The organism is Rhodococcus sp. 5A-K4, assembly GCF_046097995.1.
GTDB classification, from domain to species: domain Bacteria; phylum Actinomycetota; class Actinomycetes; order Mycobacteriales; family Mycobacteriaceae; genus Rhodococcus_F; species Rhodococcus_F erythropolis.
Map to the genome: position 1 here is coordinate 58914 of NZ_JBJURM010000032.1, position 12091 is coordinate 71004.

The 12091-nt window shown below is 64.3% G+C and carries 13 protein-coding genes and 1 pseudogene; 12 read left to right on the forward strand and 2 right to left on the reverse strand.

The genetic code is table 11. From position 1 onward, the window contains the following. Positions 1 to 3 precede the first annotated feature (3 nt). From ACKAMS_RS28845 to ACKAMS_RS28870, 6 genes are all read left to right on the forward strand, one after another. Positions 4 to 1164 (forward strand): acyl-CoA dehydrogenase family protein, encoded by a 1161-nt coding sequence (locus ACKAMS_RS28845; protein WP_011331214.1) that lies wholly within the window; start codon positions 4 to 6, stop codon positions 1162 to 1164. Positions 1165 to 1255: 91 nt separating this feature from the next. Further along, entirely contained in the window at positions 1256 to 2014 is a 759-nt protein-coding gene (locus tag ACKAMS_RS28850) for a 3-hydroxyacyl-CoA dehydrogenase (RefSeq protein WP_011331213.1), read from the forward strand. Continuing rightward, complete coding sequence (locus ACKAMS_RS28855; RefSeq protein ID WP_011331212.1) at positions 2011 to 2511, forward strand: MaoC family dehydratase; 501 nt, start codon at positions 2011 to 2013, stop codon at positions 2509 to 2511. Before ACKAMS_RS28850 ends, ACKAMS_RS28855 begins: the two co-directional genes overlap by 4 nt. Before the next feature lie 21 nt (positions 2512 to 2532). Further along, positions 2533 to 3687 (forward strand): acetyl-CoA C-acetyltransferase, encoded by a 1155-nt coding sequence (locus ACKAMS_RS28860; protein ID WP_011331211.1) that lies wholly within the window; start codon positions 2533 to 2535, stop codon positions 3685 to 3687. 4 nt (positions 3688 to 3691) lie between these two features. Further along, a complete protein-coding gene (locus tag ACKAMS_RS28865) occupies positions 3692 to 4453 on the forward strand; it encodes an enoyl-CoA hydratase (protein ID WP_011331210.1) in 762 nt (253 codons plus the stop codon). 28 nt (positions 4454 to 4481) lie between these two features. Beyond that, the gene (locus ACKAMS_RS28870; RefSeq protein WP_011331209.1) at positions 4482 to 6017 is read left to right on the forward strand and encodes a class I adenylate-forming enzyme family protein; all 1536 of its coding nucleotides are present in this window, start codon (positions 4482 to 4484) and stop codon (positions 6015 to 6017) included. 371 nt (positions 6018 to 6388) lie between these two features. Here the strand turns inward: ACKAMS_RS28870 and ACKAMS_RS28875 are convergent, their stop codons facing one another. After that, positions 6389 to 6967, reverse strand: a complete 579-nt coding sequence (locus ACKAMS_RS28875; protein ID WP_202916944.1) for a site-specific integrase — start codon at positions 6965 to 6967, stop codon at positions 6389 to 6391. Between the two features lie 78 nt (positions 6968 to 7045). Further along, entirely contained in the window at positions 7046 to 7309 is a 264-nt protein-coding gene (locus ACKAMS_RS28880) for a hypothetical protein (protein ID WP_225330463.1), read from the reverse strand. A 203-nt stretch (positions 7310 to 7512) separates the two neighbouring features. On the opposite strand from ACKAMS_RS28880, the gene ACKAMS_RS28885 reads away from it, so the two are divergent. The 6 genes and pseudogenes from ACKAMS_RS28885 (at position 7513) to ACKAMS_RS28910 (ending at position 12012) form a co-directional block, all read left to right on the forward strand. Then, positions 7513 to 8685, forward strand: a complete 1173-nt coding sequence (locus tag ACKAMS_RS28885) for a saccharopine dehydrogenase family protein (protein WP_408989922.1) — start codon at positions 7513 to 7515, stop codon at positions 8683 to 8685. Positions 8686 to 9377: 692 nt separating this feature from the next. After that, entirely contained in the window at positions 9378 to 9557 is a 180-nt protein-coding gene (locus ACKAMS_RS28890; RefSeq protein WP_408989926.1) for a hypothetical protein, read from the forward strand. A gap of 592 nt (positions 9558 to 10149) precedes the next feature. Continuing rightward, positions 10150 to 10218 (forward strand): annotated as a pseudogene (locus tag ACKAMS_RS28895) (hypothetical protein); the annotation flags it as partial. Between the two features lie 97 nt (positions 10219 to 10315). Further along, a complete protein-coding gene (locus tag ACKAMS_RS28900) occupies positions 10316 to 10858 on the forward strand; it encodes a hypothetical protein (RefSeq protein WP_408989923.1) in 543 nt (180 codons plus the stop codon). A gap of 570 nt (positions 10859 to 11428) precedes the next feature. Continuing rightward, a complete protein-coding gene (nrdH, locus tag ACKAMS_RS28905) occupies positions 11429 to 11659 on the forward strand; it encodes a glutaredoxin-like protein NrdH (protein ID WP_408989924.1) in 231 nt (76 codons plus the stop codon). A gap of 32 nt (positions 11660 to 11691) precedes the next feature. Continuing rightward, on the forward strand, positions 11692 to 12012 hold the full coding sequence (locus tag ACKAMS_RS28910) for a hypothetical protein (RefSeq protein WP_408989925.1): 321 nt from the start codon (positions 11692 to 11694) through the stop codon (positions 12010 to 12012). Positions 12013 to 12091 lie beyond the last annotated feature (79 nt).

Below are 12091 nucleotides of genomic sequence, written 5' to 3' on the forward strand. Positions count from 1 at the left end.
ATCATGAGCGAGCTGTTCCCCGATTACCGCTCCCCGTGGGAGACCGACGATCAGGCGCTGCTGCGTAAGCACGCCGCCGAGTTCTTCCGCAAGGAAGCCACCCCGAACCAGGACCGTTGGGCCGCGCAGCACCAGGTCGACCGCGAGTTCTGGACCAAGGCCGGCGCCGCGGGACTGCTGTGCCTCGACATCGCCGAAGAATACGGCGGCGGGGGCGGCAACTTCGGCCACGAGGCGATCGTGCAGCAGGAGATCGCCTACGCCCACGACACCGCGTTCGGCTTCGCCGTGCACTCGACGATCGTCGCGCACTACATCGCCGCCTATGCCACCGAGGACCAGAAGAAGCGCTGGCTATCGAAATGTGCGAGCGGTGAGAGCGTCCTCGCCATTGCGATGACCGAACCCGGCACCGGCTCGGACCTGCAGGCCGTACGGACCACCGCGGTTCGCGACGGCGGCCACTACGTGATCAACGGCTCGAAGACGTTCATCTCGAACGCGTCGCACTGCGACCTGCTCGTCATCGTCGCCAAAACGGACCCGAGCCAAGGTTCCAAGGGTATCTCGCTGCTCGTCGCGGAGACGGAGAATCTTCCGGGGTTCGAGCGTGGGCGGGTGCTGGACAAGATCGGCCAGCACGGCCAGGACACCCGCGAGTTGTCGTTCACCGACATGCGGGTGCCGGCAGCGAATCTGCTCGGCGGCGTCGAGGGGCAGGGCTTCTACCAGCTGATGGGTCAGCTGCAGCGTGAGCGGCTGATCCTCGGTGTCGGCGGTGTCGCGGTGGCCGAGGCCGCGGTGGCGGAGAGCATCAGGTACGCCAAGGAACGTCACGCCTTCGGCAAGCCGATCCTGAACTTCCAGAACACGAAGTTCGTACTCGCCGAGTGCAAGACCGACGTGCTGGCCGGCAAGACCCTGATGGACCACTGCATCCAGCGTCACCTCGACGGCACCCTCGACGCGGCGACCGCGTCGATGGCCAAGCTGTGGGGCAGCGACAAGCAGTGCGAGATCGTCGACCGCTGCCTGCAGGTCTTCGGTGGCTACGGCTACATGATGGAGTACCCGATCGCGCAGATGTACGCCGCTTCCCGCGTGCAGAAGATCTACGGCGGCACCAACGAGATCATGAAGGAACTCATCGGCCGCGCCTTATGAGGTTGACCTTCGCGCAGTGACACCACTGCGTCAGTCACACCTCACTTTGTCAAAAACCCGATGTTCTCAACCTATTTCGTCAGGAGTATTCATGCATATCACCGGAACCAACGCACTCGTCACCGGCGGAGCCTCGGGCCTCGGACTGGCCACCGTCACCGCCCTCGCCAAGTCGGGCGCCCGGGTAATCGCCGTCGACCTGCCCACCGCGAACACGGATGCGCTGGCTGCTCTCGGCGACACCGTGGAATTCGCTCCGGCGGATGTCACCGACGAGGCCGCGGTCACCGAGGCGGTCGAGCGCGCCAACGCGGAGTCCTCACTGCGAATCACCGTGAACTGCGCCGGCATCGGCAACGCCGTCAAGACCGTCGGTAAGAACGGACCGTTCCCGCTGGCCGAATTCGAGAAGATCGTCAAGGTCAACCTGACCGGAACCTTCAACGTCATCCGCCTCGCCGCGCACGCGATGTCGCAGAACGAGCCCGTCGACGGCGAGCGCGGCGTGATCGTCAACACCGCCTCGGTCGCGGCCTTCGACGGGCAGATCGGACAGGCCGCGTACTCGGCATCGAAGGGCGGGATCGTCGGCGCCACCCTGCCGATCGCCCGCGACCTGGCGTCGCTGCTGATCCGGGTGAACACCATCGCGCCCGGCCTGTTCAAGACCCCGCTGCTGGGCACGCTGCCCGAGGCGGCTCAGATTTCGCTGGGACAGCAGGTGCCGCACCCGAACCGGCTCGGCGACCCCGCCGAGTACGCGCAGCTGGTCGAGGCGATCGTGACCAACCCGATGCTCAACGGCGAAACCATCCGCCTCGACGGCGCGATCCGCATGGCGCCGCGGTGAAACCCGTCGGCGTGCAGGTGGGATCGCACCATGAGCACACACGCCTTGTATACGCCGAGGACCTGGGCATCGGCCAGCGTTTCGACTTGGGCTCACACACGGTGACCGAGGCCGAACTCGTCGACTTCGCCACCCACTGGGATCCCCAGTGGTTTCACATCGACCGGGCGGCGGCGCAGGACGGCCAGTTCGGTGGCCTGATCGCCAGTGGAATCCACACGTTGGCGATCCTGCAACGGCTGACATTCGACGCAGTGGGGCACAGCTGGGCGGCCATTGCCGGGCGCGGCATCCGAGATCTGCGGTTCCGCCGTCCCGTGCGTCCAGGAGACGTGCTGACCGGCACCGTCGTCATCGACGACATCCAGTTCGACGACCGGGCACGCGCCCTCGTCACCACCGAGAGCACCGTGGTCGACAGCGAAGGCCGCGTCGTGCTGACCGTCCTGCTCGACGCCTACCTGCACTCGCGCACACGTCAACCATCGACCACCTGAGACGACGATTCGGAGACATCAATGCCAGAGGCATACATCATCGACGCGGCACGCACCCCGGTAGGCCGCCGCCGCGGCGCACTGGCCGCCGCACACCCGGTCGACCTCGCGGCCCATGTGATCGGCGCACTCGTCGAACGCAACGGTGTCGACCCCGCGTCGGTCGACGACGTGATCCTCGGCTGCCTGGACAACATCGGTCCGCAGGCGGGCGATATCGCCCGCACCGCGGCCCTCGCTGCGGGCCTGCCCGAGACAGTGCCCGGCGTGACCATCGACCGCCAGTGCGGATCCTCGCAACAGGCTGTACATTTCGCCGCGCAGGCCGTGATGAGCGGCACCGCCGACCTCATCGTCGCGGGCGGGGTGCAGAACATGAGCCAGATCCCACTGATGTCGTCGGTCACCGCGGGCGAGGCGTTCGGCGTGCGCGACCCCTACTCGGGCTCGACGAGGTGGCGGGCCCGCTACGGGGACGAGACGATCTCGCAGTTCCGCGGCGCCGAGATGATCGCCGAAAAGTGGGGAATCGACCGGGAGGCGATGGAGCAGTACGCCCTGGAAAGCCACCGCCGGGCGCTGCAGGCGATCGCCGGCGGACGCTTCGCCGCCGAGATCCTCCCCTACCAGCAGATGACGACCGACGAAGGACCGCGCGCCGACACCACACCGGAGAAGATGGCCGCCCTGCCGAGCCTCACGCCGGGGGGGCGCTTGAGCGCCGCGGTCGCCAGCCAGATCTCCGACGGCGCCTCGGGCATGCTCATCGCCTCCGCCGAGGCGGTACGCCGCCACGACCTGGCTCCGCGGGCCCGGATCCATCACCTGACCGTGCTCGGCGCCGATCCGGTCATGATGCTCGCCGCACCGATCCCCGCCACCGAACGGGCACTCGAGCGGACCGGCATGCGCATCGACGACTTCGACGTGTTCGAGGTCAACGAGGCGTTCGCCCCGGTCGTGATGGCGTGGTTGCAGGAGACCGGCGCCGACCCGGAGCGGGTGAACCCCAACGGCGGCGCCATCGCTCTCGGCCACCCGATCGGCGCCACCGGCACCCGGCTGATGACCACCATGCTGCACGAACTCGAACGCTCCGGCGGACGCTACGGGTTGCAGACCATGTGCGAGGGCGGCGGACAAGCCAACGTCACCATCATCGAGCGGCTCGGCTGATCCGATGACCCCGACCGCTATCCGGACCGTCCGCACCGGCCGCCTGCTTCACATCACGATCGACCGGCCCGGCCGCATGAACGCCCTCGGCGTCGACGACCTGGTCGCACTCGACACCGCGATCAGCGGGGCGGAAGCGACCGGTGCCCGCGCGATCGTGCTCACCGGCGCGGGAAGAGCCTTCTGCACGGGAGCGGATCTGACCGCGGTGACGGGCGAGGAACCCGAGGTGGTGATGGACGCCGCGAACCGGGTGATCCGCGGCATCGTCTCCGCGCCGGTCCCCGTCATCGCCGCCGTCAACGGCCCCGCGGTCGGGTACGGAGTGGCGCTCGCCTGCGCCGCAGACCTCACCTACGCCGCCGAAAGCGCGTATTTCCTGTTGTCGTTCACCAGCATCGGGCTGATGCCCGACGGCGGCGCGACCGCGCTCGTCGCCGCGGCGATCGGCCGGGCGCGGGCTACAGAATTAGCGCTGCTCGGGCAGCGGCTTTCCGCCACCGACGCCGCCCAGACCGGCTTGGTGGCCCGGATCCTGCCGGATGACCAGCTCGCGGCCCATGTCGAGGCCGTCGCCGGCACGCTGGGAGCCGGGCCGCGGCGCGCCCTCGAACTGACCAGACGGGCGCTCGCCGCGTCCACCCTGGGCCACCTCGACCACGCCCTCGAGCGTGAACGAGCCGGACAGATCGAACTCATCGGCACACCGGATTTCGCCGAGGGCGCCGACGCCGTCCTCACCAAACGTCCCCCCACATTTGCTTAGCAGACCACCCGCCGATCATAGGAGAATCATGGCAACCCTTGGTGGACAACTGACATTGAACGCACGCCGCCACCCGGACCGGCCCGCGCTGATCTTCGAGGGCGTCGAGCGCAGCTACGGGCAGCTCGACCGGGAAATCAACCAGTACGCCAACGCGCTGCTGTCCCTCGGCGTGCAGAAGGGCGACCGCGTGGCGGTGCTGTCGCCGAACTCCGACCGCTTCCTCCTCGCGCTGTACGGCGCGTTCAAGGTCGGCGCGATCGTCTCCCCGTTCAACCCGCGGTCCACGGCCCGGGAGCTGGCGTATCTGCTCGAGGACTCCGGCGCGTCGGTGCTGCTGTTCGGTGGGGACACCGTCGCGGCGGTGCGGGACCTGGCCAAGCTGGAGCAGGCGCCCGCTGCCCCGGCGCTTTCGCTGGACGGCGCGGACGGCTTCGACGATTTCGTCCAGCTGGCGTCCTCCATGCCGGACAGCGACCCACAGGTCGAGGTGCGCGAGGACGACGACTGCATGATCATCTACACCTCCGGCACCACCGGGAAACCGAAGGGTGCGCTGTTCGATCACCACCGGCTGCTGTGGGTCGGCCACGCGGTGTCCTCGCTCGGCGTCAACTCCTTCGACCGGAACCTGCACGTGGCACCGATGTACCACTGCGCCGAACTGGTGCTGTTCGTGCTCAGCGGCTTCTCGATGGGCACCACCCACGTCGTGTTGCCGGCATTCGAGCCCGCCGCCGTCCTCGACGCCCTCGAGCGATACCGGATCACCGTCTTCCTCGGTGTTCCCACCATGTATCAGATGATGTTGACGGTCCCCGACCTCGAGCGGCGCGACCTCTCGCACTGGCGGCTCGGCTTCTTCGGGGCGGCACCGATGCCGCCGACTGCGGTCGCGAAACTCGTGACGACCTTCCCGGACGTCGGCTTCTTCCAGCTGTGCGGGCCGACCGAGGGTGGCCCCACCGGCATCTACTCCACGCCTGACGAGGTCGCCGTCCGTCCCGATGCGACGGGACGCTGGCCGATCACGAATGCCGAGTTCCGGCTGGTCGATCCGGATGGCAACGATGTCCCGACGGGGATGACCGGCGAGATCATCCTGCGCGGCGAGACCATCATGAAGGGCTACTGGAACAAGCCCGAGGCCACCGCCGAGACCATCCGAGACGGGTGGCTGCACACCGGGGACCTCGCCGTCCGCGACGCCGACGGTTTCATCACGATCGTCGACCGGCTCAAGGACATGATCATCACCGGCGGCCGCAACGTCTACTCGATCGAGGTCGAGAACGCCCTCGCGGGGCACCCCGACGTCCAGGACGTTGCCGTCGTCGGCCTGGACCACGCCACATTCGGGGAGACCATCGTCGCGATCGTGACCCCGGTTCCCGGTCGCGAGGTGACCCTCGAGGAGCTGCGGACGTACGCCGCCGAATACGTCGCGGACTACAAACTGCCGCGCGATCTGATCGTCCGTGACATCCCGCGCAACCCTTCCGGCAAGATCCTCAAACACGTTCTCCGCAGTGAGATTCGGGACGACTCCGCGCAACGCACGTAGACCGACGGACGACTCCGGCACATTCGAGTTCCCGGGAACCACGACGCCGTCCATATCCGATACGGCCTGACCGAAGCCGCGCTCCCGCGCGCTCATCTCCCACGGCTGTTCCAACCCCGGCGAGGTCTCGCGCGACCTCACGGCCCTACTCTCGGCCGTGCCCCCGCCGGATCCGACAAACACCACGACCACGCACGCCCGGCAGCGGCTATGAGTTCCCGGACGCGGAAGACCACACCCATCGACGGTGCCGCACTTGATTGGTCTCTTTCGGCCCCCCTCGAGCAGATGCGCTCGGGCCGAACAGTCAAGGTGCTGAACAAGATACGCAGACACGCGCCGGAACTCGTCACCGTCAGCTACTGAGAGATTCAGCGGGAGCGCCGCCGCGCAGCGGGATCGGTCTCGGCCTGCCAGCGCCCCAGCGCCTCGGCGGAGACCTTCGCGTATTTGACCAGGCTGCGCACCGAGGTGTGTCCGCTCAACGCCATCAGCATCGGCGTGGAAGCGCCCTTCTCTGCGGCGTGGGTCAGTCGCGAGTGCCGCAGCTGGTGCAGCGTGAACGGTCCGCGTCGCATCCCTTCGGTGTGCTCCTCGAGGAGCGTCGCGGCGCGGCGGTAGGAAAGTCGGGCGCGGCCGGTCGAGTTGTCGGTGTCGGTCTTGGCGACCGACGGCTTGGCTTTGCGGTCGGTCAGGAACAGCGGCCCGGACTTCCGTCCGGCGATCAGCCGGGGCAGCGGCCGTGCGGTGCCGGTCTGCCAATAGATCACCTCGCGGGCGCCGCCCTTGCGGGTGACCGTGGCGCATCGGTTCACGGTGTCCAGGTCCTCGATGTCGAGATTCAGGATCTCCTCCGCCCGCGCGGCGGACTCATACAGCATCGACCAGAACACCCGCTCGCGCAGGGCCGCGTCCATGCCCAGCAGCTCCGCAACCTCGGCGGCGGTCATCGCCTTGCTGTTGTCCGGCGCACTCGGCCGCGCCCGCAGGCGCGACACCGGATCGCCGGTCAGCCACTGTTGATCGCGTCAGTAGGCGCACGCCGCCGACACCGCGGTCAGCCGGAGGTTGTAGGTCTTGGGGGCCTTGTCGCCCCACACGTAGTCGAACCACCCCGACACCCGATCCGGGTTCAACAACCCGACATCGCCGTCCGCGCCGAAGTCGCGCACCATCCGATCCAACGCCGAGGCGTAGGCGCGGCGGGTGTTCACCGCCGCGATCGTGCCCAGAAAGGTCCGCGTCGCGTCCGCCAGCCGGATCCCGGCGGCCCGCGCCGGTAGCGAGCTCACCGATCCCACCCCGACCGCCCTTCAGCACTACGGCAGATAGTTTCCGGAGTCGCCCATCTCCGGAACGACCATCGCGGCAGGACGACTCACGAGTTACGGCAGATAGTACGCTACTATCTGCCGTAAATCCTTAGCGCCGGATTTCGAGAATCTGCTCCCCGACCCCCGACATATGCTCGCAGAGCCGATGGGAAGGGGAAGGGATGCGAGTGAGGCGTCAGAAACGGGTAGTCGTTGTTGGCGGGGCAGGGGAAACTTGTCGATGGGTGGTTCGCACGGCCGCGCAGTCGGAACTGATCTACGATCTCGTCGTAACGGATGCTGATCTTGGTCGCGCTCGAGCAATCTGCAACGAGGCAGGCGGTCCAACCCGAGCAGTACTGCTTGACATAACCGACGAGCTATCACTGCGAGCGCTACTTGAGGTCTCTGATGTTGTTTTGAACATATCGGCGCCCTTCGCGATTCACGGCCATTCGATTCTCAGCGTTGCGATCGAATACGGATGCGACTACCTGGACATTGATGACGATTCGGAATCGACGCTGTCTGACTTCGAGTTCGACAGCGCAGCGAAATCCTCAGGCGTGCGGGCAATAAAAGGTATGGGTGCCAGCCCGGGAGTCAGCAACCTGCTCGCCGGCTTGGCTACAGCTGAACTGGACCAGGTCGATACGCTACTGACGGGTTGGAAGATCGCGGACGCAAAGTCCGACCCTGAAATAGGGGTCGCCGAGCAATCGGCAGCACTTGTGGACTGGTTGTGTAAGTCCAACAGAAACATTTATACCTGGGAAAATAGCCGATGTGAGAATGCTGAACCCCTCACATACATGGAAATCGATCTGCCTGAGTTCGGACGACATCCTGTATATACCGGTGGTCGTGCTGGGCCAGTGACTCTTGCCAGATCCATACCCGTTCGTGGGGCTATTCTCAGCGTAATGAGCGGACCGGAGTGGGTGTTCGACGCACTAGGCGCTATCTCGCATGGTTCCGCGATCGAGGGGACCGACTTTGGTCAAGCGAAAGGTCGATTGACGACTGCGAGTCGTACCGCCGAAATCGAAGTATGTCATGATCCGTTGCCCCCTTTCTGGGCCCTCGCGAACGGGATGCGCGACGGAAAAAATGAGCAGGTACTCTCCGTGTTCACGCAAAGATTGTCGGGTTCGATGGGCGGGGCGGCCGGGATTGCCTTAGCTGTTGCGCTGCATTTGCTACTGGAGGGGTGTGTCGAGTCGTTCGGCGTCATGGCACCAGAGATGGCACTCAATCCGGTCACGTTCTTTCGGCGCGTTGAAGCTGTCATGAATGATTGCTCAGTGAATGATCAGTCTAGCTTACGAATAATCCACTCGCAATTGGTATCCTGATGACCGGGCAGGTAGCGCCCATTTGGTAGCGACCGGTCCCCATCCGCAATCGACTGGTAGCGGGAATTCAGAGATACTGCAACAAGTTTTACCATCGCTTAGGAATCTTGAAACGCTTCAGGCGCTCCGGCGACAGCAAGATATCGCGCTATAAGTCCTTTTTATAAATCGAAAGATTGGTACCGGCTATGGTTGAAAAAAAGATGGCGTATAATTTCCTGCGCCCACCCGAAAATCAAATTCTCGGAACCATATCCAAATATGCGAACGAAATCACCGAAAAGGACATCGCTGCCGTCATAGAATGCCTTACTGGAGTGGAAATTCAACACGGACAGAACCTATCGCACGAACAACGATAACGCCTCGGGCAAGCGACGCATTGTCATCAAAGCGTTGCCAGAAAGAACAGTCCGAGAAAAAGCGCTCGCCGAGCTGGAGGCAACGGATGCAGTCGTCGCCGACATGGATACGGTGGCATGACCCCCCGTGAAATGATCCGCAAGGTTTCATCTCATGGCTGCCGTGACCACGTCGAAGACCTATTGCTTGGTTGCGGTCAGCCGGCTGGCGAGTCCGGCTACAACATGGCGCGTGTTGTCTCTGTGCTCGCCGGGCAGGCTGACTGACGTTCTTGGGGTGAGCTGCGTGACAAACTGATCGAAATCGAGCGGCCCACCAGTCCATTCGCGATCACACCGCCCTATGCAATAGGGAGAGCTGACCGCTGGTCAGCCGCGATCTCTGTCTGTGACGTCGAGTACCGCGAGTATGTCGGTGGCGGACTCAGGCACCCAAGCTACAAGGGCTGCGCACCGACAAATCGGCCCACGAGGTCAAGGGGCCTTTGTTCGATACAAGATGCAACATAGGTCGTATGTTGCGGCTGCCTTTGGCGCAGGAACCCCCGTCCCCCTCGACATGTTCGGCACCTTCGTAGGGACCGTCCAACCGAGTTCAACTGTCGCTGTTACGAGCGCTTGCAGGAAGCGTGCGGCACGAGCGATCTGAGCTTTGGAGACCGGTCCACACGGACGCGGAATGGCTTGCAAGCAAGATGAATACACAGTTGAGATAATCAATTAAGAAGGCCCGCAACAGATTCGGTGTGGGCCTAATTGCTGTACTCCTACGCTGGGGAGGACACTCCGGCGTCTTCATCGTGATGAGCTCCGCACCATCCTTGTACCGGTAAGCCCACCGACCAGCCGAAGTCATCACCGTGCCGCGCTGGCTCTCGTCCGGCGCAGGGCTACACCCTTGAACCTCATCCGGTTCTGTACTCTCGCTCATCTCGCTATTGTCTCAACCTCCGAAAACCGGCCGAAACCAGTACAAACCCGCGCACAATAGATCAATGAGCGCCGCCACCGGAAAGCCAGTGCCGCCGATGCTCGCCACATTCGGGCATCCACCAACGGGGAGCGCTGGGCATTCGAGTCGAAATGGGATGGACTCAGAGCCATCGCCACCACCGGCGGCACCAAACCGCCGGCGCTGTGGTCGCGCAACGGCAACAACTTCAGCGCCTCGTTCCCCGAGATCGTCGACGCACTCAGCGCCGTGCTCGACGGCGAGATCGTCGCACTCGGCCCCGTCGGTGTCCTCCTTCTCCCGGTTGCAGCGCCGGATGCACGCGGTTCCCGCCGCCGCAGGTGGCAGCGGAAACGACCCCGCCGAGGCAGCTCGGGCAGTGCGCGAGCAGGAAGCGAAGGACAAGCAGGAACGCCGACGAGTCCGCGAGCTGAACAAGCAGGCCGAGGCCGCGACCACCGTCCGCCGCGAGTTCCTGCGCACAACCTTGCTCGCCCGCAAATCCCCACCGAAAACGGCAGCGGCCTACGTCGCGACCACCCTCGCCCGCGATCCCGGACTGATCTCGGAATACAAGGCAACGGAATCACTCGGTGAGTTGCTCGGATTCACGGGCTACTACCCCGGCCGAGAGTTGGCCGAGCAAGTGGCGAAGGTGTCCAAGGCTCGCGCTCAGGTGCTGCTCCTCGCGCTGGTGATCGCCGCGCAAGAGTCCCGCATGGTCAAAGACGCATGGCGATCGGGGCCCAAGAACGCCGACCAGTACCTCAGTTTCCTGATGGAACAGGGCTACACCCTCGCCGCCGTCGAGGAAATCATCACCGGACAGCTCACATTCGACGAGGTCGCGATCGACTGACCCGATGTTGCGGCGATCCCCGGCCCGAAAGGGCTGGGGATCGTCCGCCCTTCCGCCCCGCACCTTCCGCCTCCGGCCGGCGGTCAGAGCCCACCGGCGGACCGGAAGGGCGGAATACGGACACCACCACAGGTGCACGAGAAGCCGCCCGGCCGCCGGCCACGAACCACGACAAAAGCGCAAGGACAAGAACCGACCCGCCCCGGTGTGAACATTCTTCTATCCCGACGCTCGCGCATCAAGGCCGCTCCAGAAATAATATCCACACGCGCCACTCGCACGCTCGAACAACGGAGCTACGATATTTTTTCCTACGCTCACCTTGACCCACTCCCGCCGAGACCAGAATATCGGCACATACCGGGGGAGGGGGAGAAAATGCAGGTAGGGCGCATGCAGGTAGCTGTGTACGTCACGGTTTGGTATTAGTGAAAGAATGCGGAAAATGATTGAAGATGCCATTAACTAAAGCGGAAAGTAATCGAAGAAATACCCACGAAAGTATTGGTTTATATTGCAATGTTCGATAGAATGAAATCAATAAAGAATCATCGACGAGGGGGAATGACAATGGCGATCACCGTATATACCAAGCCTGCATGTGTGCAATGCAATGCCACTTACCGCGCACTCGACAAAGCGGGAATCGAATACGACGTCATCGACATCACCGAAAACGCACAGGCCCGCGATTACGTCATGAGCCTGGGATACCTGCAAGCCCCCGTCTTCGTCGCAGGAGAAAACCACTGGAGTGGATTCCGTCCCGACGAAATCTCCAAGCTCACCCCGGCCGCCTGACCACACACTTTCACCAGCGAAACGAGGACACCATGACCGCAGCAGCATTCACCTTCACTCCCGATGCAGACTTCGTCGACCGCGAACTCGACGCCGAGCTCCGCCGCGACAGCGAATCCGTCGACCGCAAACTCCGCACCATGCTCGCCGCCCTCGACGACTCCCTCGCTGGAATCAGCGACGCACGCGAAGAACTGCACACCCTCTACACCGCCCCCGGCACGGACACCGCCGAAGTTGTTGCCGGCCATGACCAGGACATCGCAACTCACCTCGAGGACGCAGCCCGCAACCTCCGCGCAGCCGCCGAGATTCTGCGCAGCCACCGGCAACTCACCTCACCGCGACCCTGACCTCCCATGTCCACCGGCGACTGCAAGGACATCTCAATCTTGTTGTCAAGCAGCAACGACTCCCGTGGCGGGAGGTGAA